The 24,692-nt window shown below is 38.9% G+C and carries 23 protein-coding genes and 1 pseudogene; 17 read left to right on the forward strand and 7 right to left on the reverse strand.

Features of this window, described 5'->3' with window-relative positions; genetic code table 11:
- Window positions 1–128 precede the first annotated feature (128 nt).
- The 4 genes from dnaJ (at window position 129) to lepA (ending at window position 5,979) form a co-directional block, all read left to right on the forward strand.
- Entirely contained in the window at window positions 129–1,274 is a 1,146-nt protein-coding gene (gene dnaJ, locus ABD909_RS03175) for a molecular chaperone DnaJ (protein ID WP_345096588.1), read from the forward strand.
- A 644-nt stretch (window positions 1,275–1,918) separates the two neighbouring features.
- Complete coding sequence (gene argB, locus ABD909_RS03180; protein WP_345096509.1) at window positions 1,919–2,830, forward strand: acetylglutamate kinase; 912 nt, start codon at window positions 1,919–1,921, stop codon at window positions 2,828–2,830.
- A gap of 33 nt (window positions 2,831–2,863) precedes the next feature.
- Window positions 2,864–3,778: a DMT family transporter gene (locus tag ABD909_RS03185; protein ID WP_345096510.1), complete on the forward strand. Its 915-nt coding sequence runs from the start codon at window positions 2,864–2,866 to the stop codon at window positions 3,776–3,778.
- A 395-nt stretch (window positions 3,779–4,173) separates the two neighbouring features.
- Window positions 4,174–5,979, forward strand: coding sequence for a translation elongation factor 4 (gene lepA / locus ABD909_RS03190; RefSeq protein WP_345096511.1), 1,806 nt, complete (start codon window positions 4,174–4,176; stop codon window positions 5,977–5,979).
- 77 nt (window positions 5,980–6,056) lie between these two features.
- On the opposite strand, the gene dapD is transcribed toward lepA, so the two are convergent.
- Entirely contained in the window at window positions 6,057–6,905 is an 849-nt protein-coding gene (dapD, locus tag ABD909_RS03195; protein ID WP_345096512.1) for a 2,3,4,5-tetrahydropyridine-2,6-dicarboxylate N-succinyltransferase, read from the reverse strand.
- A 106-nt stretch (window positions 6,906–7,011) separates the two neighbouring features.
- Here dapD and ABD909_RS03200 point away from each other — a divergent pair.
- Window positions 7,012–7,872 (forward strand): annotated as a pseudogene (locus ABD909_RS03200) (LOG family protein).
- Between the two features lie 32 nt (window positions 7,873–7,904).
- Here the strand turns inward: ABD909_RS03200 and truA are convergent.
- The 3 genes from truA to def are packed head-to-tail and all read right to left on the reverse strand — an operon-like array spanning window position 7,905 to window position 10,109.
- Window positions 7,905–8,648, reverse strand: coding sequence for a tRNA pseudouridine(38-40) synthase TruA (gene truA / locus ABD909_RS03205; RefSeq protein ID WP_345096513.1), 744 nt, complete (start codon window positions 8,646–8,648; stop codon window positions 7,905–7,907).
- Between the two features lies 1 nt (window position 8,649).
- Window positions 8,650–9,579: a methionyl-tRNA formyltransferase gene (gene fmt, locus ABD909_RS03210; RefSeq protein WP_345096514.1), complete on the reverse strand. Its 930-nt coding sequence runs from the start codon at window positions 9,577–9,579 to the stop codon at window positions 8,650–8,652.
- Window positions 9,579–10,109 carry a peptide deformylase gene (def, locus tag ABD909_RS03215; protein ID WP_345096589.1) on the reverse strand — a complete coding sequence of 177 codons (531 nt, stop codon included), beginning with the start codon at window positions 10,107–10,109 and terminating at the stop codon, window positions 9,579–9,581. The genes fmt and def overlap by 1 nt, the downstream gene beginning before the upstream one ends.
- Before the next feature lie 91 nt (window positions 10,110–10,200).
- On the opposite strand from def, the gene ABD909_RS03220 reads away from it, so the two are divergent.
- A complete protein-coding gene (locus tag ABD909_RS03220) occupies window positions 10,201–11,385 on the forward strand; it encodes a DNA recombination protein RmuC (RefSeq protein ID WP_345096515.1) in 1,185 nt (394 codons plus the stop codon).
- A gap of 109 nt (window positions 11,386–11,494) precedes the next feature.
- The gene (locus ABD909_RS03225) at window positions 11,495–12,082 is read left to right on the forward strand and encodes a transglycosylase SLT domain-containing protein (RefSeq protein WP_345096516.1); all 588 of its coding nucleotides are present in this window, start codon (window positions 11,495–11,497) and stop codon (window positions 12,080–12,082) included.
- A gap of 294 nt (window positions 12,083–12,376) precedes the next feature.
- Here the strand turns inward: ABD909_RS03225 and ABD909_RS03230 are convergent, their stop codons facing one another.
- The gene (locus tag ABD909_RS03230) at window positions 12,377–12,628 is read right to left on the reverse strand and encodes a BQ00720 family protein (RefSeq protein WP_345096517.1); all 252 of its coding nucleotides are present in this window, start codon (window positions 12,626–12,628) and stop codon (window positions 12,377–12,379) included.
- A 26-nt stretch (window positions 12,629–12,654) separates the two neighbouring features.
- Window positions 12,655–13,086 carry an Hsp20 family protein gene (locus tag ABD909_RS03235; RefSeq protein ID WP_345096518.1) on the reverse strand — a complete coding sequence of 144 codons (432 nt, stop codon included), beginning with the start codon at window positions 13,084–13,086 and terminating at the stop codon, window positions 12,655–12,657.
- 123 nt (window positions 13,087–13,209) lie between these two features.
- Here ABD909_RS03235 and nth point away from each other — a divergent pair, with 123 nt between their 5' ends.
- The 10 genes from nth to ABD909_RS03285 all read left to right on the forward strand — a co-directional run bounded on the left by nth (window position 13,210) and on the right by ABD909_RS03285 (window position 22,992).
- The gene (nth, locus tag ABD909_RS03240; protein ID WP_345096519.1) at window positions 13,210–13,956 is read left to right on the forward strand and encodes an endonuclease III; all 747 of its coding nucleotides are present in this window, start codon (window positions 13,210–13,212) and stop codon (window positions 13,954–13,956) included.
- A gap of 179 nt (window positions 13,957–14,135) precedes the next feature.
- Window positions 14,136–14,339 carry a 50S ribosomal protein L35 gene (gene rpmI, locus ABD909_RS03245; protein ID WP_345096520.1) on the forward strand — a complete coding sequence of 68 codons (204 nt, stop codon included), beginning with the start codon at window positions 14,136–14,138 and terminating at the stop codon, window positions 14,337–14,339.
- A 34-nt stretch (window positions 14,340–14,373) separates the two neighbouring features.
- Window positions 14,374–14,775 (forward strand): 50S ribosomal protein L20, encoded by a 402-nt coding sequence (gene rplT, locus ABD909_RS03250; protein WP_345096521.1) that lies wholly within the window; start codon window positions 14,374–14,376, stop codon window positions 14,773–14,775.
- A gap of 95 nt (window positions 14,776–14,870) precedes the next feature.
- Entirely contained in the window at window positions 14,871–15,944 is a 1,074-nt protein-coding gene (gene pheS / locus ABD909_RS03255) for a phenylalanine--tRNA ligase subunit alpha (protein ID WP_345096522.1), read from the forward strand.
- Window positions 15,945–15,987: 43 nt separating this feature from the next.
- Window positions 15,988–18,402 (forward strand): phenylalanine--tRNA ligase subunit beta, encoded by a 2,415-nt coding sequence (gene pheT / locus ABD909_RS03260; protein WP_345096524.1) that lies wholly within the window; start codon window positions 15,988–15,990, stop codon window positions 18,400–18,402.
- Between the two features lie 290 nt (window positions 18,403–18,692).
- Window positions 18,693–19,601: a metal ABC transporter substrate-binding protein gene (locus ABD909_RS03265; RefSeq protein ID WP_345096525.1), complete on the forward strand. Its 909-nt coding sequence runs from the start codon at window positions 18,693–18,695 to the stop codon at window positions 19,599–19,601.
- A complete protein-coding gene (locus tag ABD909_RS03270; RefSeq protein ID WP_345096526.1) occupies window positions 19,598–20,428 on the forward strand; it encodes a manganese/iron ABC transporter ATP-binding protein in 831 nt (276 codons plus the stop codon). The genes ABD909_RS03265 and ABD909_RS03270 overlap by 4 nt, the downstream gene beginning before the upstream one ends.
- Complete coding sequence (locus tag ABD909_RS03275; protein WP_345096527.1) at window positions 20,425–21,291, forward strand: metal ABC transporter permease; 867 nt, start codon at window positions 20,425–20,427, stop codon at window positions 21,289–21,291. The genes ABD909_RS03270 and ABD909_RS03275 overlap by 4 nt, the downstream gene beginning before the upstream one ends.
- Complete coding sequence (locus ABD909_RS03280; RefSeq protein ID WP_345096528.1) at window positions 21,288–22,193, forward strand: metal ABC transporter permease; 906 nt, start codon at window positions 21,288–21,290, stop codon at window positions 22,191–22,193. Before ABD909_RS03275 ends, ABD909_RS03280 begins: the two co-directional genes overlap by 4 nt.
- 409 nt (window positions 22,194–22,602) lie before the next feature.
- On the forward strand, window positions 22,603–22,992 hold the full coding sequence (locus ABD909_RS03285; protein WP_345096529.1) for a YbaN family protein: 390 nt from the start codon (window positions 22,603–22,605) through the stop codon (window positions 22,990–22,992).
- A gap of 323 nt (window positions 22,993–23,315) precedes the next feature.
- On the opposite strand, the gene pncB is transcribed toward ABD909_RS03285, so the two are convergent.
- Window positions 23,316–24,620, reverse strand: a complete 1,305-nt coding sequence (pncB, locus tag ABD909_RS03290) for a nicotinate phosphoribosyltransferase (RefSeq protein ID WP_345096530.1) — start codon at window positions 24,618–24,620, stop codon at window positions 23,316–23,318.
- Between the last annotated feature and the right edge of the window lie 72 nt (window positions 24,621–24,692).

Consider the following 24,692-nt stretch of genomic DNA (forward strand, 5'->3'; position numbering starts at 1 on the left):
CCAGCCTTTAAAGATTAAGGCTGGGCTTTGTTATTTGAGATAAGTTGCACTTTTTTTCTAAAAATATAAATTAAAAGTAAATTATGATCCATGAAAATGGATGACAAAGAAATTATCAGGAATACATGATGAAGGTTGATTATTATGAAGTTCTTGGCGTAACGCGCGAATGTGACGATAAAAAGCTAAAGTCTGCTTTTCGTAAGTTAGCAATGCAATACCATCCTGATCGCAACGCAGGGGATAAAGAGGCAGAGCGAAAGTTCAAGGAAATTGGCGAAGCTTATGAAGTTCTCAAAGACCCTCAAAAGCGTGCTGCTTATGACCGCTTTGGTCACGCTGCCTTTGAAAATAATGGCCATGAAGGGGCAAATCCCTTTGGTGGTTTTGCTGCAAGTGGTGGTTTTGCTGACATTTTTGAAGATTTTTTTGGTGAAATTATGGGTGGAATGCAGCGTAAACGTGGCGACAGGCGCGAACGTGGTGCTGATTTGAGTTATAATATGGAAGTGACTTTGGAGGAGGCATTTTCAGGAAAAACTGCACAGATTAATATTCCAAGTTCCGTTACTTGTGATGCGTGTGAAGGATCAGGCGCGAAAAAAGGCTCTCAACCACAAGTCTGTGGAACTTGTCATGGAGCTGGTCGTGTGCGTGCTGCACAAGGTTTCTTTTCTATTGAGCGCACATGCCCTGCTTGTCACGGACGTGGTGAAACCATTACGAATCCATGCCCAAAATGCCAAGGGACAAGACGGGTGGAAAAAAAACGTTCATTGAGTGTGAACATTCCAGCTGGTATTGAAGATGGTACACGTATTCGTCTTTCTGGTGAAGGAGATGCGGGCATTCGTGGTGGTCCTAGCGGTGATCTTTATATTTTTCTTTCCATTAAACCGCATGAGTTTTTTCAGCGAGAAGGAGCAGATATTCACTGTCGAGTTCCTATTTCAATGGTAACAGCTGTTTTAGGAGGTGAGTTTGAGGTTTCTGACCTTGATGGTGTCAAAGCACGTGTGAAAGTTCCAGAAGGTACACAAAATGGACGTCAATTCCGCCTTAAGGGAAAAGGTATGCCCATGTTGGGTCGTCAGCAAGAAAGGGGTGATCTTTATATTCATATCACGATTGAAACACCGCAGAAATTAACACAAGAACAACGCGAATTGTTGCAAAAATTTGAAACGCTTTCAAATCATGAGAATTCGCCACAGTCTCATGGTTTCTTTTCACGTATGAAGGAATTTTTTGAAAATATTTCGAGACAAAATTAATGAATGTGCATGAGTATTTATTGTGGGAAAAAATGTGCATCTTTAAATGGTTTTAGCTATACGCAGAGACCACTTTATGTATAGAGGGTCGGTTGTATTGGTTCATTTATGAAGAGTTACATTTAAGTTGAAAATGATAAATTATTATAATAAACCAATATATTGTATCTTTCTATAACATTTGTAATAATAAATAATTTAATTGATCTTTTCTTATTTTCAATGATTGGGAAAAAAGCAGGATAGATACATGATAGAGCTATTTTCATTTATGATAATATGGTGTTTCAGTTAATCATTATTTTTTATTTTCATCTTATGAAATCAATGGTTGTATATCTTTTTATTCATTGTTAAAGATTCAAGAGTAAATCAATAAGTTTAGATGTATAAAGGCGTGGCTTGAAAGTTCTTCTGATTCTGCTTCCATTTGATATAAGGTCATATAACAATGACATTTTGTATGTCTATTTTGTTTCATTTTAAATGCTCATTGTTTTAAAAAAGCTACCTTTGTTCACCTCGTTATAACTTTGGTATTAATTTAAAAAATAAGTGTTTTCAGGTGAATGGAGTAAAATTTGTTTTCACTTTTTCTAATTTTTCCCTAAGAGAGGGTAAAAAGTGATGAGGAGGCCTTTTTGATGTCTAAAGTCGAAAATAATAATGATATTGCAGATGTTTTTGAAAAACAAGCGGCATTCTTATCATCTGCCCTTCCCTATATGCAAAAATACGAAAATGAAACGGTTGTTGTAAAATACGGCGGTCACGCTATGGGTGATCCTTCTTTGGGGAGGGCATTTGCGCGTGATATTGCTCTGTTGAAGCAATCAGGAATCAATCCTATTGTCGTCCATGGTGGTGGACCTCAAATTGCTGAAATTTTAATGAAAATGGGGATTGAATCAAGGTTTGAAAATGGTTTACGCGTCACCAATGAGCGAATTGTTGAAGTTGTTGAAATGGTTTTGGCAGGTTCCATAAACAAAGAAATTGTTGCTCTCATCAATGCAGAGGGTGAATGGGCAATAGGGTTATGTGGCAAGGATGGCAATATGGTTTTTGCTGAGAAGGCCTATAAAACTGTCATTGATCCTGATTCGCATATAGAACGTGTTTTAGATTTAGGTTTTGTTGGTGAACCTGTTGAAGTTGATCGTACATTGCTAGATCTCTTAGCATGTTCTGAGATGATTCCAGTTCTTGCTCCTGTAGCTCCAGGTCGTGATGGTAAAACCTATAATATTAATGCTGATATTTTTGCTGGAGCTATTGCCGGTGCATTAGAGGCCAAACGTCTTTTATTTTTAACCGATGTTCCTGGTGTTTTAGATAAACAGGGTAAACTTTTAAAGGAATTAACAATTTCTGAAGCTGAAAATCTCATTAAAAATGGAACAATTTCAGGTGGTATGATTCCAAAAGTGGAAACTTGTATAAAAGCCCTTCAAAATGGTGTAGAAGGTGTTGTCGTTTTAAACGGCAAAACTCCTCATTCTGTCTTACTAGAACTATTTACCGAACCAGGAGTTGGAACACTTATTGTTTCATAAGGTATAGAGAAGAATTGGAAGAAGAAACCTTTCATGGTTAACATAAAACAGTTGAAACATTCTTTATTAAGCAAGCCAGAATTAGCATTATTTGCGGCGACCATATTGTGGGGTGTTACATTTTTAGTGATACACATTGCAGTATGCTATAGCGGCCCTCTATTTTTTGTTGGATTCCGTTTTATTGTTGCATCACTGATATGTGGAGCAATTTTTTGGCGCTCTATGAGAGGTATAACTGTTTATGAGATTTTTGCTGGGATGGCTATTGGTATAGGAATGTTTTTGGGTTACGCCTTACAAGCAATGGGGCTTCAAACCATTATTAGTAGTCAGTCTGCATTTATCACGGCGCTTTATATTCCGATAGTTCCAATATTACAGTGGATTGTTTTTAGAAAGCCTCCCCGATTAACTTGTTGGGTTGGTATTATTTTTGCTTTTGTGGGGCTTATTTTTATTTCTGGACAAAAGCCGGGAAATTTTGATTTTTCAAAAGGTGAAATTCTTACTTTGTTAGGTGCTTTAGCAATTGCTGGGGAGGTTATACTCATCGGTATTTTTGCCAATAGAGTTGATAGCCGGCGCGTAACAATTATACAGTTATTCTTTAGCGGTCTTTTTTCATTTTTTTGTATGCCTTTTATGGGTGAAAGCATTCCTGAATTTTCATGGGTATGGTTGACTATCGGAGTAGGTTTGGCATTGATGAGTGCGATCATTCAATTGGTGATGAATTGGGCACAAAAGTCTATTTCGCCAACACGCGCAACACTCATTTATGCAGGTGAACCTGTATGGGCTGGTATTGTTGGGCGTTTGGCTGGTGAGCTTTTATCCCCTTTAGCTTTATTGGGAGGAGCGCTCATTCTAATTGGGATTGTGGTGGCTGAATTACAACCTTCACAATGGCGTAAGAAAGCTAAAAGAACTGAAAAGATTAATTAATTTTTCTTTAATAAGATTAAGTGAGTTATTGTTACAATTAATTATAACATATTGATTTATCGTGATAATTTATATGTTTAATGAGAAACTCTTATTTCAAACCCTTTATATATTACAGAAAATGAAATCAGGTTATTTGCATATCATAAGTAGCGGGCATGTGGATAAAATCATTTTAAAAAGAAGTAAAAAGTCTTTTTATGAATACTTTCAAATGTAATGGCTGTTGGCAACATCGAGAGTTGTTATAATGGTGATAGCTTGTATGCTTCGTAAGTGTAAAAGTTTGTGATGTCTCATGGACACTACACCATTTTCATTTATATTTTTGAAAGGTTTTTGGAGAGGTATAATTGGTCTTTGCCTTTTGTACTATTCTCTGCTAAATCGCCCCTATGACATTAGATCGTAATTATATCCGTAATTTTTCCATCGTGGCGCATATCGACCATGGAAAGTCGACTTTAGCCGATCGTCTGATTCAAATGACAGGAGGGCTTGAGACCCGAGAGATGAAAGAGCAAGTGCTCGATTCCATGGATATTGAGCGCGAACGTGGGATTACCATTAAAGCACAAACGGTACGTTTGCATTATGAAGCAAAAAATGGTGAAACCTATATTTTAAATCTCATTGATACACCAGGTCATGTGGATTTTGCTTATGAGGTTTCGCGGTCGCTGGCAGCGTGTGAAGGTTCACTGTTAGTGGTAGATGCGAGTCAAGGTGTAGAGGCACAAACCTTGGCAAATGTTTATCAAGCGATTGATAATTCACATGAATTAGTTGTTGTGCTTAATAAGGTTGATCTGCCTGCGGCAGAACCTGAGCGTGTAAAAGAACAAATTGAAGATGTGATAGGCATTGATACATCTCAAGCTGTGGAGATATCGGCAAAGACAGGTTTAGGCATTCCTGATGTTTTAGAAGCAATTGTTACACAATTACCACCTCCCCATACAGGTGATGTTCATAAGCCTTTAAAGGCGATGTTGGTTGATAGCTGGTATGATGCATATCTTGGTGTTATCGTTTTGGTACGAGTCATTGATGGTGTGTTGAAAAAAGGTCAAATCATTCGCATGATGGGGACAGGGGCAAAATACCCAGTTGAACGCGTTGGGGTTTTTACGCCGAAAATGATTCAGATGGATGAATTAGGTCCGGGCGAGATTGGCTTTATAACTGCTTCTATCAAAGAAGTTGCAGATACACGGGTCGGTGATACCATTACAGAAGAACGCCGCCCTTGTGAAGAGGCATTACCAGGTTTTAAATCTGCACAACCCGTTGTTTTTTGTGGACTTTTTCCTATAGATGCAGCTGATTTTGAAAATTTGCGTGCAGCTATGGGCAAATTGCGCTTAAATGATGCGAGTTTTTCCTTTGAAATGGAAACATCAGCGGCTTTAGGATTTGGTTTTCGTTGTGGTTTTTTAGGGCTTCTTCATCTTGAAATTATTCAAGAGCGACTAGAGCGCGAATTTAATTTGGATTTGATTGCCACTGCTCCTTCGGTTGTTTATCGCATGAATATGAATGATGGTTCTATCAAAGAACTCCATAATCCAGCAGATATGCCTGATATTGTTAAAATTTCTTCTATCGAAGAACCATGGATTAGAGCAACGATTATGACTCCTGATAACTATCTTGGGCCAGTTTTGGAACTTTGCCAAGAACGCCGAGGAATACAGGTGAGTTTGTCTTATGTTGGAATACGTGCCATGGTGACGTACGATTTGCCACTCAATGAAGTTGTTTTTGATTTTTATGATCGTTTAAAATCAATCTCAAAGGGTTATGCTTCCTTCGATTATCAGATAAAGGATTATGCGGAAGGTGACTTAGTGAAAATGTCTATTTTGGTGAATGGAGAGCCTATTGATGCATTATCTATGCTTGTACACCGCACGATTGCAGAAAAGCGTGGGCGTTCATTGTGTGAAAAACTAAAGGATCTTATTCCACAGCATATGTTTCAGATTCCAGTTCAAGCAGCAATAGGTGGTAAAATCATTGCACGTGAAACAATTCGTGCCTTGCGTAAAGATGTAACAGCGAAATGTTATGGAGGCGATGTCACGCGTAAGCGCAAACTTTTAGAAAAACAAAAAGAAGGCAAAAAGCGGATGCGTCAATTTGGAAAGGTAGAAATTCCACAGTCGGCTTTTATTCAAGCACTCAAAATGAGTAAATAACAAAATAAGGGAGGATACTCCCTTAATGAATTGTGCTTTTTTATTTTATTTATTGGCCAGAGTTTTTAGAAAGCACGTTAGTGGCGCAAAAGGTCATTAATAGATGTTTTTTCTCGTGTTTTTTGATCAACACGTTTCACTATAACAGCACAATAAAGGTTTGGACCTGCTTCACCGTTTGGCAGTGGTTTACCGGGGAGAGAACCTGGAACAACAACAGAATAAGATGGCACTTCTCCTATAAAAGTTTCACCTGTTATACGATCAATAATCTTTGTGGATTTTCCAATAAAGACTCCCATTCCTAAAACAGCGCCTTCACGAATAATACAGCCTTCAACAACTTCAGAGCGTGCACCAATAAAACAATGATCCTCAATAATAGTTGGATTTGCTTGCAGTGGTTCTAAAACACCTCCGATTCCGACACCACCAGAAAGATGAACATGTTTGCCAATTTGTGCACAAGAGCCAACGGTGGTCCATGTGTCAACCATTGTGCCCTCATCGATAAAAGCACCAAGATTGACAAAAGATGGCATCAATATAACATCAGGTGCGATAAAAGCAGAATGACGTACAATCGCTCCTGGAACAGAACGAAATCCCGCTTTTTGAAAGTCAGCTTCTTGCCAACCAGAAAATTTCGAAGGGACTTTATCCCACCAACATGATTGATTGATACCACCAGAAATGATATGCATGGGATTGAGGCGAAAAGAGAGAAGGACAGCTTTTTTCAACCATTGATGAACATGCCATTGTCCATTTTTTTGACGTTCTGCAACCCGCATTTCTCCTTTATCAAGAAGGTTTAATGCATGCTCAACGCTCTCACGAATTTCCCCTTTTGTTGTGGTATTGATAGAATTGCGGTCGTCAAATGCTTTTTCAATAATCATTTCAAGTTGTGTGAGATGAGTCATGACCAGATTTCCATTAAACAAGTTGAAAACTTCAAAATTTATAACTCTATGAACTACGCGAAGAAATCTATTCAGTCAATAAAACGATAAGAAATAGGAAAGATGTATGAGAAAAGGCTATAAAAAAATGCGAAGTGAAACAAAACAATTGGACACCACTTCTTCATGCGAAGGATGCTTTGCAACAGGTAAAAAAAGTCTCTGATTCAGCACAAATGCGTTCATCTACTTACCGTTTGGCTTATATTGATCAAGAATTTATGATGCGTCCAGAACTGCGTTCACAAAGAATTGGTCTTGAGTTTTTAAAGCCAGAAATAACCTTTCAAGAATATGATATTCAATCAACAGTTGTTTTATTTGGTGGTGCGCGGATTCCTGAAACTGGACAAGTAGCATGGGCAGCAAAAAATGAAACACAAAAGAAAAATTTGCATGCTATGTCGCATTACTATGATGAGGTAATGGAGTTTGCACGTTTATGCTCACGCTATTCTGCTACCACTGAGTATCGTGAATTTGGCGTTGTCACAGGTGGGGGACCAGGCATAATGGAAGCCGGAAATCGCGGTGCCGTTGATGTGGGAGCACCAACGGTTGGTTTGAATGTTATGTTACCCCATGAGCAAGAACCTAATCCTTATGTGCCCCCCCATTTATGTTTTAACTTTCACTATTTAGGGATGCGCAAAATGCACTTTCTCATGCGGGCAAAAGCATTAGCAATTTTTCCTGGAGGATTTGGAACTTTAGATGAGTATTTGAGTCATTAACTTTAATACAGACGGGACGTATGAAACAAGTTCCGATTTTACTCTTTTGCAAAGAATTTTGGCATAATGTGATTAACTTTGATTATTTGTCAGAGCAGGGTACAATCTCTCCTTCCGATATTGATTTGGTAAAATTTGTCAACAGTGTAGCGGAAGCTTTTAAAGAAATTCGTTCTTTTTATAAGCTTCCTTAATTACTTTTGAAAAAGTTATTTTTATGAGACAGTTAATATTCCACTTTCGTTAAATAAAGTCCTGAAGGTGGTGCAACAACACCACAACGTGCGCGATCTTTAGCATGGAGAGCTTCTTCAAGATCTTGCGCACTCCAGCGCCCAACACCAACTTCCATGAGGCTTCCTGCAAAGGAACGGATTTGATGATGCAGAAAAGAACGCGCTCGTGCATAAAGAAAAATTTCTTCTCCTTTTCTCTTTACATCAAGGCTTTCAAGGGTACGAATAGGGCTTTGGGCTTGACAATGTGCAGAGCGGAAAGTGGTAAAATCATGTTTTCCTACAAGTCTTTGGGCCGCTTCATGCATGGCTTGCGCATTAAGGGGTTTTGGCAACCACCACACGCGTTTAGCATTTAGAGCTGGTGGAGAGCGGCGATTGAGAATTTTAAAAAGATAATGGCGTTTGATAGCGGAAAATCGCGCATCAAAATCAACAGAGACATTTTCTACATTTAAGATTGAAATATTTTCACCCTGTTTTTGCAAATACGCATTAAGTGCGTCATGGATAGTATGTGTGTGCCAGCTTTTTTTAAAATCAACATGGGCAACTTGCCCCGTGGCATGAACACCTGCATCCGTCCGCCCCGCTGTTGTGATGGTTAATTGTTGTCCACTGAAGCGAAAAATTGCCTGTTCAAGAGCACCTTGTATAGTGTGAAGCTCTGCTTGACGCTGCCAGCCAGCATAATTTGAGCCGTCATATTCAAGAGTGAGTTTAAAACGTGGCATATCAAAAAACAGCAGAGATATGAGCGCCTCGCAAAAAGGTTGCGCTCTCAAGGATTTTACCACCAGCTCTTTGTAAATGGGTTATTTCAAGGCGTCCTTGTCCACAATGGATAATCAAAGAATCTTGTTCTATTCGACCAATTTCAAGAGATGGACCTGTTGTTAAGCGGCTTCCAAGAATTTTTACGCGTTCTTCTTGTCCTCCGATATGCATGTTACACCAGCAACCAGGAAAGGGAGAGAGGGCGCGGATATACCTATGAATAAATTCAGCAGGCTTTGCCCAATCAATGCGTGTTTCTTCCTTTTTGATTTTTGCAGCATAGGTGATGCCTTCTGCTGATTGCGGGGTAAGTTGGAGTTGTCCTTTTTCTAGAGCTAATAGAGCTTCTATCATAAGTTTTGCACCGATATGGGCAAGCTCGTTTGAAAGTTCATCCGTGGTGGTGGTATCAGTGATGGGAATGGAGCGTGAAAGGGCAATAGGCCCTGTATCAAGCCCTTCGTCCATTTTCATAATCATCATTCCTGTTTCTTTATCACCAGCCATAATTGCACGCTGAAGAGGTGCAGCACCACGCCACCGTGGTAAGAGTGAAGCATGGGCATTAAAACAACCAAAACGTGGTGTTTCAAGAATAGCTTTCGGTAAGAGGAGTCCATAGGCAACCACAACAGCAACATCAACACAAAGTGCTGCAAATTGGGCTTGCTGTTCGGCTGTTTTGAGTGTTTGGGGTGTGAATACAGGAATAGATTTTTCTTCTGCTGCATTTTGCACAGGTGTGGGGATGCGTTTGAGACCACGTCGTCCTGTTGGGCGAGGGGGTTGACTATAAACGGCAACAATATCATGCCCAGCATCTAACAAAGCATGCAAAATGGGAACAGAAAAACTTGGTGTTCCCATAAAACTCAACCGTAATGCCATTACAAAACTGCTTCCTGTGTTGTTTTTTCTTTTGCGCGCTTTTTAAATTTTCGTATCACCATATCACGTTTGATTTTTGAAATATAATCAATAAACAAACGACCATCTAAATGATCAATTTCATGTTGCAAGCAAGTCGCTAATAGACCATCTGCTTCAATTTCTGTCTGTTTTCCTTCACGATCTTGATAGCGAATACGCAGGCGTTTAGGGCGTTCAACTTCAGCAAAATATTCCGGAATAGAAAGACAACCTTCTTTGTGAATATTACGTTCTTCTGAAAGCCATAAGATTTCTGGATTGATAATAACAAACGGATTTTTGGGCGCATCATTTGGAGATACATCCATGACCAGCATGCGCAGTGGTATGCCAATCTGAATAGCAGCAAGACCAACGCCGTGGGCATGATACATAGTTTCCAGCATATCATCAGCAAGCTTTTGTAGGGTCGTATCAACATGCTCGATAGGCTTGGAGACTTCCCGTAAAATCGGATCTGGTAAAATAACTAAAGATCGTATTGGCATGGAGAATAGATTAATCAATGCTTTATTATGGGTCAATATTGAATAACAAATTCTTGCGCTTTTTTACGATGAAGGCGTTATATTCTTTCTCATGTTTGATTCGTTTTTTTCTTTTATACTTGCTGATGAGTCTTTGACGAAATTAAGTATTCTGCTTTTATTTATATTCGTTTGCTTAGCATTTTTTATGTTGGTGTATTCTCATCGAAAAAAGGCATTTTTAGAAAGAGAGGTTGCTAAGCATGCTCGTGAGGCACAAGAGCAAATGGCTACATTGCTTAAAACGCAAGCTGAAATGCAAGGACGAATGCAAACTATGGCTGAGATTTTTGGTCAACGGCAGGCTGAATTGAATAAGTCACTTAGTGAGCAACTCAATGGCATGACGGCCAATATAGGTCAAACACTTCAGGTACAGACAAAATCGACTTATGAGAATTTGAATCGTTTGCAAGAGCGTTTAGCGGTTATTGATGCAGCACAAAATAATATTCAGTCGCTAACTGGACAGGTTGTGCAACTGCAAGCCATTTTAAGCAATAAGCAGACGCGTGGAACTTTTGGCCAAGGGCGGATGGAAGCTATTATTGCAGATGCTTTACCAACAAATTCTTATGTTTTTCAGGCTGTTCTTTCAAATGGAAAACGTCCAGATTGTCTCATTCACATGCCAAATAAAGCACCTTCTCTTGTTGTGGATGCTAAATTTCCTCTGGAAGCTTGGAATGCCATGCGTAAAGCAACGACAGCTCAAGAACGTCAAGAAGCAGAACGCCAATTTCGCACCGATATGGAAGTTCATATTCGTGATATTGCACAAAAATATTTCATTCCTGGAGAAACCCATGACACCGCTTTTCTTTTTGTGCCATCGGAATCTATTTTTGCCACAATTTATGAGGATTTTGAACCAGTAGTACAAAAAGCCAATAAAGCCCATGTAATTATTGTATCACCGTCTTTGTTGATGCTTTCTGTTCAGGTTGTCCAAACCATTATGAAAGATGCGCGGATGCGAGAACAAGCGCATTTGATTCAGTCAGAAGTGGCAAAATTAATGGAAGATTTTGGACGAATGGATAGCCGTGTTCGCGCTTTACAGAAGCATTTTTACAAAGCTGGTGAAGATATAGAAGGAATTTTAATATCATCCTCCAAAATTATGAAACGGGCGAACCGTATTGAGTCGTACGAATTAAAAGGTAATGACGTTAAGCAAAACGAAATGGCAACAGCTCTTCAGTCCCAAACATTGCGTTTGGTTGATGAGGAATAAAACAAAGTTCCCAGTGACAATAACTATGCGCATATTCTTTATGGATTGGTAATAATTTTTTAGTATTCATGCTTTGTATTATTTCATAAGATTAAGAGGAAGAAAAAATATGCGGCACCTTTTGTTTTTAGGGGCACTGGTGTTTCTGTTGGGAGGATGCGCAACAACTTCCCACATTCCTACACATAACGCTTGTGCCATTTTGGCACATAAGGATGGTATTTTTGATAATTGGGGAAAGGCGTCTAAAAGAGCAGAAATGCGCTACGGGATTCCTATGCCTATTATTCTTGCAACCATTAATATGGAATCGAGTTTTCGTCACAATGCACGCCCTCCACGCAAAAAATTGCTTGGTTTTATTCCATGGAAACGTCGGTCGACAGCTTATGGTTATTCTCAAGCGCTTGATAGTACATGGGCAATGTATGTTCGCTCTACGGGCAAGTCTTTTGCATGGCGTACCAATTTTGCAGATGCTGCTGATTTTGTTGCTTGGTACCATCGCCAAAGTGTTGAACGAAATGGTGTGAGGTTTGATGATGCCTATAACCTTTATTTAAATTATCATATGGGGCATGGAGGTTATGCACGAAGCCGAGGATATACAACGGGCGCACTTGCACAAGCGGCACAGCGTATGACAAGAATGTCTAGGCAATACGATCAGCAATTAAGGGCATGTGGGCGTCGTTAGGAAGGATAATGAAGACCTCAATCAAGAGATAAGCTTCATCTTCAAATGAAAAAAAGAATAGTGATATCAGTTTGTACCTTCATGAACGTAAAGATGGTGGTATCCAAAGGCGTTTACGTTTTGAATACAAAAAATAGTACAATATTTGCAGTTGGAAAATAGAATAATGATGAGATCTTTATACTTTCACAACTATAAAGATAGATATCTCCAATGAAACTGTAACCACACTCTATTACGAAAAACAACGAACAGAATTGATGAAAATAGTTCTGCTGTTTTTTGTGAAGCAATTTAATGTAGAGTTACAATTTGTAACTCATGTTCATTAGCTCCTGCAAGAGCAATAGCGCGCTCATCGGATAAAATAATTGGATAACCTGTTTCACCAAAGAGAGCCCATATTGTAATGCCTGGGGTCATTGGTGGAAGATCTGGAAAATTTTTAGCCAAATCATCTGTACAAACTTTTTTCAAATAAGCAATCTGCCCCACATCAGGATAGGATGCATTTTGTAAAGACAAGTTTTGTTTATGTTCTCCCATTTCCTTATTCCTTTACACTTTAACTCTTATACCTCACCATTGCTAACTTTAATCGGAATCTGTTTTGTTTGTTTTTTTAACTTTGGTTGATGTAGGTTAATGGATAACAGTCCATTTTTCAACTCAGCATTTGTAACGTGCATTCCTTCAGCAAGAACAAAGACCCGTTGGAATTGGCGTGACGCTATGCCATGATATAAATATTGGTGATTTTGATTGTCTGTTTGTTTACCATGAATGATCAGTTGATTGTCGTCGAGGAGGATATTGAGATTATCGACTTTAAATCCAGCAACAGCTAAAGTTATGCGTATATGATTTGCCTCATCATTTTTATGCAAACGCTCGATATTGTAAGCTGGATAAGCCTCATCAGCTTTACCAATACGTCGCAGTGTTTTTTCTATCGTTTCAAATCCTAAAAGAAAGGGATTGGAGAAAGGCGTCACATGTGTCATTGTGAATATCCTCTTTAAAGCGGCTTTACTTGACCAAACTCTATAAAAGTGTTCGCTGCATTTCTCTCACATATGGCGAGTGTAGATGATAACTTCAAGAGAGAAGATGGAGAGACTTCAAGAATGACTCAAAGAACCATAAAAATAAAATTGTCAAAAGTACAAAAATCTTCTGGAAATTTATACAGGGAAGGTGAAATTGAAGAAATATTTTATCGTTTTTCTATTCAACGTCCGACCCCTAGGAGTGATTTGATCTATACAAATGTTTTTACTCTTTTGATTGCTGTTGTACTTTCGGCTCAAGCGACAGATATCAGTGTTAATAAAGCAACAAAAGAATTATTTCGCATTGCTGATAGACCAGAACAAATGTTTGCATTGGGAGAAGAAGAAATTGCCCATCATATTCGTAGTATTGGTCTTTGGCGTGCAAAAGCACGCAATGTTTATGCACTTTGCAGTTTTTTAATTGAGCATTATGGTGGTCAAGTGCCAAATAACCGTGAAGCACTTATGGCACTTCCTGGAGTAGGACGTAAAACGGCGAATGTTGTTTTAAATATTGCTTTTGGTCAGCCTACACTGGCGGTTGATACTCATATTTTTCGCTTAAGCAACCGTATTGGTTTAGCGCCTGGTAAAACACCAGAGAGTGTTGAAGAAAAGCTACTCAAGATTATACCACCCCATTATTTACGCCATGCGCATCATTGGCTCATTTTGCATGGGCGTTACGTTTGCCAAGCACGTAAAGCACAATGTATACACTGCATTATTGCTGATCTTTGTAAAGCAGCAATTAAAACGAATGCAATTCCAGCACCTTTGGTTGAAGTTCAAGACAATGGATCTCCCATTTTTTTTTGATATGCCCTTGCTATTTTGTGTATATTAGCTTATGAAAACCCTGTTGGAACCGTCCGGCAGGGCATGCCGTGTCTGTTTAAATGCTTGTTCAAGCGTTGGTCCGCTTGAGTGAATAAATCCACTTTTATGAACAAAATAAATTTTATGAATAAATATTGTATATTGTATGGAGTAGCAAAATGCCCAAGATGAAGACCAAATCATCCGCTAAAAAGCGGTTTAAAATCACTGCGTCAGGCAAAGTTAAAGTAGCGGCTGCAGGTAAACGTCATGGCATGATTAAACGTTCGAATAAATTTATTCGCGATGCACGTGGAACGATGGTTTTGTGCGAACAAGATGCCAAAAAAGTTGTTCAGCATTATTTGCCAAATGGTCTTTAAACCTTACGCTTTATGATTTTAAGGAGAATGTTACATGGCACGTGTAAAAAGAGGTGTAACGACGCACGCTAAACACAAAAAAGTTTTGAAACAGGCTGAAGGTTTTTACGGTCGTCGTAAAAATACCATTCGTGCAGCTAAGGCAGCCGTTGATCGTTCAAAACAGTATGCTTATCGTGACCGCAAAAATAGAAAACGTACTTTCCGTGCGTTGTGGATACAAAGAATTAATGCGGCTGTTCGCGCGGAAGGTTTAACGTATGGGCGCTTTATTGATGGTTTATCGAAAGCGGGTATAGAGGTTGATCGTAAAGTTCTTTCAGAGATAGCAATTCATGAAAAAGCAGCGTTTTCTGCTTTAGTGGCTTCTGCAAAGAAGGCGTTGGAATATTTGAAAAATACAACGCCTAATGCTTTTGAAGGCGCTGTCAAATAAGCCAGTCGTGTTCTCTTAAAGCATTCATTTATTCGGGATCCCGTACTGGTTTTTGCTAGTGCGGGTTTTTTTCTATTCAAAAAATAGGCAATGATATGAGCGACATTGAGCGTTTGGAACAAGAAATTTGTTTAGCTTTAGAAGGGGCTCGCGATGAACAAGCACTTGAAATAGTGCGTATTGCGGCATTAGGCAAAAAGGGCAGTATCTCTGAAAGATTAAAAGCATTAGGAAAAATGGATGCTGATGAGCGCCAAAAAATTGGTCCAGTCCTTAATGGGTTAAAAAATCGCATTTTAGAATTATGGACGCAAAAGCGTGATTTTTTGAGGCGCCAAGCCATGGATGCACGCCTTTCTTGTGAAAAAATTGATGTAACTTTACCTGTTCGCTCTTCGCCTATGGAACAGGGGCGTATTCATCCGATTTCACAGGTCATTGAGGAAATTATAGCCATTTACACGAAGATGGGTTTTTCTCTTGCAGAGGGACCAGATATTGAAACAGATTATTATAATTTTACGGCATTGAATTTTCCTGAAGATCATCCAGCGCGTGAAATGCACGATACTTTCTTTTTTGATGTTGATAAAATGGGAAAGCGGAAATTATTGCGCACCCATACCTCGCCCGTACAAATTCGTACCATGGAAAAGCAAAAAGCACCGATACGCATTATTATTCCTGGGAAAACATATCGTATGGATTCAGACGCAACACATTCACCCATGTTCCATCAGGTAGAAGGCCTTGTAATTGATAAAACTTCTACCATTGCCCATATGATGTGGCTGCATGAGACTTTTTGTAAAGCCTTTTTTGAAGTTCCCTCTGTAAAGATGCGTTTTCGTCCCTCTTTTTTCCCTTTTACCGAACCATCTATGGAAGTCGATATTCAATGTGATCGTTCTGGTTCAGAAGTAAAATTCGGGGAAGGAAAGGATTGGCTGGAAATTTTAGGATGTGGAATGGTACATCCTCATGTTTTAAAAAACGTTGGTTTAGATCCCGATGAGTATCAAGGTTTTGCATGGGGCATGGGCATTGATCGCATTGCCATGTTGAAATACGGTATGCCTGATTTGCGGGCTTTTTTTGATGCTGATTTGCGTTGGTTAGATCATTATGGTTTTCGTTGTTTTGATATGCCAGCTTTTTCCCGAGTTTAAAAAATGTGTGATCTTATCAGAAGCTTTGATGTGAGGTTTTAAAATGAAATTTACATTGTCGTGGTTAAAAGATCACTTAGAGACAGATGCATCTTTGGATGAAATTTGTGAGAAACTAACGGCTATAGGCCTTGAGGTTGATGATGTTGATGATTGCTCTGCTTTAAAAGGGTTTGTTATTGCGAAAGTTTTAACAGCAGAAAAACATCCTGATGCAGATAAACTTCAGATTTTGTCAGTAGATACAGGCTCTGGTACACCTCTACAAGTTATTTGCGGAGCACCAAATGCACACGCGGGGCTTATTGGTGTTCTCGCACTACCAGGGACTTATATTCCAGGACTTGATGTGACACTATCGGTAGGAAAAATCCGTGGTGTTGAGAGTTTTGGGATGATGTGTTCATGGAACGAGCTTGCGTTATCAAATGAACATGATGGGATTATCGAGCTTTCAGAAGATGCACCTATTGGAGGGGTATTTGCGGCTTATGCTGGTTTAGATGATCCAATTCTTGATATTGGTTTGACCCCCAATCGTTCTGATTGTACAGGTGTTCGCGGTATTGCCCGTGATCTTGCTGCTGCTGGAATAGGAAAATTAAAAGAATTATCCTTGCCACAATTTGATGCTACCTTCGAAACATCGCTTGATGTTTCTTTAGATTTCTCATCAAGCGCTTCGTTATGTTTAGGGTTTGCCTGGTGTGAAGTGCGTAATGTTCAAAATGGTCCATCACCGCAATGGATGCAACAGCGTTTAAGTGCAATCGGTTTGAGACCGATTAATGCGCTGGTTGATATGACAAATTACATCAGTTTTGATCTTGGTCGTCCGCTTCATGTTTTTGATGCGGATAAGATTAAAGGCAATTTGTATGTTCGTTGTGCTCATGAAGGTGAACAGCTTCAGGCGCTGAATGGAAAAATCTATCATTTGAGCATGAAAGATTGTGTCATTGCCGATGAAGAGGGTGTTGTTTCCATTGCTGGTATCATGGGTGGTGAAAGAACAAGCTGTGATGAGACAACGCGTCGTGTGATTATTGAATCCGCATTGTGGGATGCACAGAGCATTGCACAAACAGGTCGTGGTTTAGGTCTTATCAGTGATGCGCGTTATCGGTTTGAACGAGGCGTTGATCCAGCTTTTATGGAAACAGGACTTGAGATTGCAACGGAATTTGCCTTACGTCTTTGTGGTGGTGAAGGTTCCAAGAAAAGGGTTGTTGGTTATCAGCAACCAGAAATCAAACAGATTGCTTTTCCTTTTTCTGAAATTAAACGTTTGACACATTTGCAAATAGAGCGCGAACAAGTCATCACTATTTTAGACAAGCTTGGTTTTTATGTTGAAGGAAAGGGAGATGTGGTTACGGTTAAAGTTCCAACATGGCGTCCTGATGTTGTTGGTAAAGCCGATTTAGTGGAAGAAGTGATGAGGATTTATGGGTTAGATAAAATTGAGTCGATTCCATTGGAAAATTTTACAGAAGATAAAGGCCCAGTTTTAACAGTTTCACAGCTTCGTTCACGTCTTACACGTTTGGCTTTAGCGCATCGCGGTATGAAAGAGGCTGTGACGTGGTCTTTTATTTCTGAAAATCAAGCGCTTGCTTTTGGTGGCGCTAGGGCACAGCTTAAATTGGTAAATCCTATTTCTGCAGATATGTCGGTGATGCGTCCTTCTCTTTTGCCTGGCTTGCTAATGGCAGCGCAAAGAAATGCTGATCGTGGTTTTCCAGATCTTGCTTTGTTTGAAGTCTCCAGCGTTTATGAAGATGATACGCCTGATAAACAACATCGTGTTGTGAGTGGTATTCGTCGTGGAACAGAACAATTTAAAGGAGCTGGGCGCTTTTGGGATGGAAATGCGACAGCTGTTGATGTTTTTGATGCAAAAGCAGATGCATTGGCTGTTTTAGAAGCATGTGGTATAGACAGTGACAAGGTGCAAATTGAAATTGGAACCCCTGATTGGTATCATCCTGGTCGTTCAGGAATTATGAAGCTTGGATCAAAGATTATCCTTGGTTTTTTTGGTGTTTTTCATCCAGCGACTTTAGAAAAGTTAGATGTTAGTGGTCCCGTATGTGGTTTTGAAGTTTTTCTTGATCAAATTCCAGAATCAAAGAAAAAAACAACTAAAAGCCGTCCTCCTTTGAAACTCTCACCTTTTCAAATGGTACGGCGTGATTTTGCCTTTGTAGCGGATAAAACTGTTGCCTCGTCTCTTATTGTGCGTGCTGCAAGTGGAGCCGATAAAAAGCTTATTCATTCAGTGCAGGTTTTTGATATTTTTGAAGATTCAAGCCTTGGTGAAGATAAAAAATCTGTTGCGATTGAAGTAACTATTCAGCCTATGGAGCGAACTTTAACAGATGAAGATTTAGAAGAGCTTGCTTTAAAGGTGGTGGAGAATGTTAGCAAAATGACAGGTGCATGTTTGCGCTGTTGAGTGTTCTCATTTTTTATAAGATATTTCCATAAAGTGGGAGCATTTTTGAGTGCTGCCTTTTTGTTTAGCATTCAAGAATTAGAGAACTTCTTGAAAGAGATTTTTTATCAAAACAAGCCCACTTTAAATCATCAATTTTTTTCAAGATGCAAAGGGCTATTTTGAAACATTTTAAAAAGTTATTTTTCTCCTCATCCTTCATTGCAAATGAAAAAGATAACTGCTATTGCTAAATGATAATGCAAATTATTCGCAATAAAGATAAGGCATATAAAGGAAAGAGAGAATTAATGAACGTAAGAATGTTTTTCACCATAGTTTTTGGGAGTATTGTTTTTTTTATGCCCAATTTCGCTTTGTGTGCTGGTAAATTTAAAGCTGTTACGACATTCACTATCATTGCTGATATGGCACGCAATGTAGCAGGTGATGCAGCTGATGTTGAATCCATTACAAAACCAGGAGCTGAAATTCATGAATATCAACCCACCCCTCGTGATCTTATGCGTGCTCAGGGAGCAAATCTTGTATTATGGAATGGATTAGAGCTAGAGCTTTGGTTTGAAAAGTTTTTTCAAAATATCAAAGATGTTCCAAGTGTTATTGTTTCAAAAGGTATTGTACCCATTACAATTGGTGAGGGCCCCTTTAGTGGTAAACCAAATCCTCATGCATGGATGTCACCGACTTCTGCTTTGATTTACGTTGATAATATTCGCGATGCTTTTGTAAAATATGATCCTGAACATGCGGCTATTTATAAAGAAAATGCTGAAATTTATAAGCAGAAGATTCGCGCTACGATTGATCCCATTAGAGCTGCATTAGAAGTGGTACCGCAAGATAAGCGTTGGCTTGTAACCAGTGAGGGTGCATTTAGCTATTTGGCGCGTGATTTTGATCTAAAAGAACTTTATTTATGGCCCATTAATGCGGATCAGCAAGGAACACCGCAGCAAGTTAAGCATGTTATTGATATGGTTCGTAAATACAATATTCATGCAGTTTTTTCTGAGAGCACTATTTCCCCTGCGCCTGCTAAGCAGGTTGCCAGAGAAACAGGGGCTAAATACGGTGGTGTCCTTTATGTTGATTCTCTAAGTGAGAAAAATGGTGAGGTACCCACTTATATTGATTTATTACGTGTTACAAGTGGACGTATTAGCAATGCCTTATTAGAGGGAGTGAAAAGCCAATGACAAAATCTGGAATATTTGCTCAAGGGGTAACAGTAACTTATCGTAATGGACATACAGCTTTACGCGAAGTAAATTTTGAAAGCCCAATGGGTTCTATTACGGCATTGGTTGGCGTGAATGGATCGGGTAAGTCAACATTATTTAAAGCGATTATGGGGTTTGTGCGCCCTTCAAAAGGAAAAATTCGCATGTTTGGTTTGCCCGTTGATACGGCTTTGAAAAAAAATCTCATTGCTTATGTTCCTCAGAGTGAAGATGTTGATTGGAATTTTCCTGTTCTTGTTGAAGATGTTGTCTTGATGGGACGTTATGGCCACATGAATTTCTTTCGTTATGCACGGGCACGGGATTATGAAGCTGTCCGTGTTGCCTTAGAACGGGTTGATATGTTGGCATTTGCCAAGCGCCAAATTGGTGAACTTTCCGGTGGGCAGAAAAAGCGTGTTTTTCTAGCGCGTGCTCTAGCACAGCAGGCAAAAGCTATTTTATTAGACGAGCCATTTACAGGGGTTGATGTCACAACAGAGGATAAAATTATTGCTTTGTTACAAGATCTTCGTAAAGAGGGTGCAGTGATATTAGTTTCTACTCACAATTTAGGCTCTGTTCGTGAATTTTGTGATCACACAGTTTTAATAAAAGGAACAGTTTTGGCTTCGGGGCTAACAGAAACTGTTTTTACCAAGGAAAATTTGGAGAAAACTTTTGGTGGCGCTTTGCATCATCACATTTTTGATCTTCAATGTGTGAACAAAGAAGATGTTTGTATGGGGGAAAAGCAGTCTGCTGTTCATGAGAATGTTCAAAGAATGGAGCACGTTGCATGATTTCTTGGTTGCTTGAGCCACTGAGTTATCAATATATGGTGAATGCGATGTGGGTTTCGGGATTAGTTGGCTGTGTTTGTGCCTTTCTTTCTGCTTTTTTGATGTTAAAAGGTTGGTCGCTCATTGGCGATGCACTTTCTCATTCTATTGTTCCTGGTGTCGCAGGGGCTTATCTTCTAGGCTTACCTTTTTCTGTTGGAGCTTTTTTTTCTGGCGGTCTTGCTGCGGCAGCAATGCTATTTTTTAATCAGAGGACAAAACTGAAAGAAGATACCATTATTGGGCTCATTTTTTCTTCCTTTTTTGCTTTTGGATTGTTTCTCAAATCATTAAAACCAATGGCTGTCAATATTGATACGATTGTTTTAGGAAATATTTTAGCAGTGAGTTCATCAGATATTATACAGTTGGCTTTTATTGGTTTTTTCTCTTTATTGGTATTGCTTTTGAAATGGAAAGATCTTTTTGTTTCTTTATTTGATGAAACACACGCCCGTGCCATTGGATTGAACATCAAGTTTTTAAAGATTCTCTTTTTCACATTGCTTGCTGCTTGTACTGTTGCTGCTATGCAAACGGTTGGAGCATTTTTGGTCATTTGTTTGGTTGTAACGCCTGGGGCGACAGCTTATCTTTTAAGTGATCGTTTTGTGAATGTTTTGATCATTGCAGTTATCATTGGGACATTCACAAGCGTATTGGGTGTTTATGTGAGTTATTTTTTGAATGCGCAAACGGGTGGTGTTGTTGTGCTTTTTCAAGCATTTCTCTTTATGTTAGCTTTTATTTTTGCTCCTAAACATGGTTTTATTGCTGCGCGTTTACGGATAAATGCAGCAAAAAAAGGTGTGATGTTATCATGATTGATCAATTACTACTTCCTTTTCAGTTTTCTTTTATGCTGAAAGGCATGCTTATTGTTATGATTCTTTCCGTTCCAATGGCGATGCTTTCCTGTTTTCTTATTTTGAAAGGATGGGCGCTGTTAGGCGATGCTATTTCCCATGCAGTTTTTCCTGGTGTTGTCGTTGGTTATATGACAACACCGTGGGTGATAGCATTTTTGACTTCTTTGCCATTTGCTTGGTTCCAGCGTATACGTCCAGAGAATGTTACAATGACTTTAATTACTTGCGGTGCTTTTGTTGCCGGTATGGTTTGTGCACTTACAACAGGTTTTTTGGGAAGCAATAGTCGTATCAAACAAGATACGGTGATGGGCGTTGTGTTTTCATCGATGTTTGGTTTAGGGCTTGTTTTAGCAACATCTATTTATAGTAGCTTAGATTTAAATCATATTCTATTTGGTAATCTTTTAGGAGTTAATTGGCTTGATATTACTCAGACAGCGGTCATTTCCGCTATTGTTACTTTTATTCTAGGGGCAAAATGGCGCGATTTTATGCTGTATATTTTTGATTCAGCGCAAGGTCGTGCAATGGGATTGCGAATATCACTGCTCCACTATACTCTTTTAACGATGATCTCTCTCACGATTGTTGCAGCTTTGAAAGCAGTTGGTATCGTTCTCGTTATTTCTTTATTAATAGCACCAGGGGCAATTGCTTATCTCGTTACGAAGCGGTTTTCTTTTATGTTGGTGATCGCTGTCTTTGTTGCAGCTTTTTCTGGTTTTTTAGGAATTTATCTAAGTTTATTTATTGGCTCTGATTCTGCTTCCACCATTGTATTGATTTTGACACTAATTTTTATTGCTATTTTCATGTCGATTTTTTTTCGTCGAACCACGATTAAAGAAATTTGAGTTTGCTAAAATTTATTGCATATCAGCCATGCATTTTTATGTGTTGTTTCTCGTGTTTTTTTTGAATAAAAGCCGCACGGCGCTAGGTTATTTTCCTTCTAACACCTAGCAGGATGAATGCAGTCTGTATTTCTCCCCCCCCCCCCAACACTGCATTCATAATTAAGAGGCTGCATTGATTTATTCTGCAGCCTTTTTATTTTTTCTTTTTCTGAAAATTTATTCATATTTCTTGAAAATTTTAAAATCGTCATCATATTGCGTAAGCTGTTTTGTGCTTTAGAAGCAGTTATCACAGAAAATACAGTTATGAATAAAGTAATATGTGTGCGTGATTGTGTAGTTAAAGCTTATAAAAAGCAAAAAAATATTTAGAGTCATCTTGCATGGAAAGAAATAGTACGAGAGGATGAAAAAAGATTTTAAAATATCTCCCCCTTTGCGTATTTGCTATTATATAGCAGGTTGGGCAATGATTGTATTCGCAGTTGTCGGTATAGTATTACCTATCATGCCAACTGTACCGTTTTTATTAATTGCTTCATGGTGTTTTGCTCGCTCCTCACCGCGTTTTCATCGTTGGTTGCATAATCATCGCATTTTCGGTCCACCTATTAAGCAATGGGAAGAAAAAAGGGCTATTTCCACATTTGTTAAAGTTTTAGCGGTCGTAAGTATAACAGGTGGTTTTTTATCTTTTCTCGTAATAGCACATCCTGTTTTATGGCTTGCTTTATTGGTTTCTGCACTTTTACTGTGTATTGTTCTTTATATAGTGACGCGTCCATCTCCATCGTGAAAGAAAAGGCACAAACCAAATAGTTTTTTGATTGGCAGATTCACAAGAGCTAAGAGATTTTTCACTCAAAATTACCGGATAACATCTAAGTATCAAAAGTGTATATGAGATAATAAGCTTTTTTAGGGGGATTTATTGGAGAAAATGATATATTCGTAAAGTCATAAATACCTTAATCAGAGGTTGGTAAAGCCGCTTTTGGGGGAATGATAGAGTATCTTCATAGAAGACCTAATTTTCACCCTAAGAGAATCTGCAACTATCTATTAGCATCAAATGACTCTTAATTATTTGTTTTAATTTTATAAAGATACGCTTATGATTTAAGTTTTTATAGGTTTTGCAATACGTTTTTTATTGCCAAAAAAATTGAGATAACGTTGTATTTCTTGTAGTTCACCGATGGTTTTTTCAGGATTATCTGAAAGTTTTACAGCTGGTTTCCCGTTAGCATGGGAAACTTTACAAACAAGAGAAAGAGCATCAAAAGTTGCAATTTCTTGTGGTGCACAGCCCGCAAAATCATTTGTCAAGTCTGTTCCCCAGCCAAAACTCATACGCACTCTTCCATGGAAGTGGTGATAAGTTTTTTCAATGGTATCGACGTCAAGTGCATCGGAAAAAATCAAGAGTTTTTCCAGTGGATTTTTTCCCTTTTCTTTCCACCATTGAATAATGCGTTCACCCCCTTCAATGGGAGGGGCACTGTCAGGTCTAAAACCTGTCCAATCAGCGACCCAATCTGGCGCATTGTGCAAGAAAGCTTCTGTGCCAAAGGTATCAGGCAAAACAATGAGAAGATTGCCACCATAATAACGGTTCCAATCTTGCAAGACTTGATACGGTGCTTTGTGTAAATCATCATCATTGTTGCTGAGAGCAGCAATGACCATAGGTAATTCATGTGCATTTGTCCCAAGGGCTTCTAAATCGGTATCCATGGCGAGAAGCACATTGGAAGTTCCAGTAAAAGAATCGCCAATACCTTCTTTTAATGCTTCAACACACCAACGTTGCCATAAAAAAGAATGACGACGTCTTGTGCCAAAGTCAGATATTTTAATATCAGGTAATTTTTTGAGACGTTCAACTTTACTCCACATTTTTGCTTTAGCACGGGCATAAAGCACATCAAGAGCAAAACGATCTAAGTTTTTCATAGCAGCACGTGAACGTAATTCACTAATAATAGCAAGGGCAGGAATTTCCCACATGGAGCTATGGGTCCATGGGCCATGAAAATGGAGGGTATATTGTCCATCTTTGCGGGTGAGTTCATATTCTGGAAGCTGAAAATTTTCAAGCCAACGCAGGAAATCCGGTGCAAAAATTTGTTTACGTCCATAAAAAGTGTTACCAGCAAGCCAGATCATTTCTTTTTTCGTAAAGCGCAAACTGAGGGCGTGATCAAGTTGGGCACGCAATTCACTCTCATCAATATCGTCAGCAAGCCGTATTGTTTTTGTGCGGTTTATGAGAGAAAAGGTGACATTGACATTGGGATAAAGTCCCCAAATCATCTGTACCATAAGAAGTTTATAGAAATCTGTATCAAGCAGTGAACGAATAATAGGATCAAGCTTCCAGGTATGATTGTAAACACGTCTCGCGATATCTGGATGATTCATAATCCTTTTTCTTTCGGTTTTATAGAATTTAAAATTATTGTGTTCCAACATCGTCCATATAGGAATGAGAGC

The organism is Bartonella acomydis, assembly GCF_039543025.1.
In the GTDB taxonomy this organism is placed as follows: Bacteria; Pseudomonadota; Alphaproteobacteria; order Rhizobiales; family Rhizobiaceae; genus Bartonella; species Bartonella acomydis.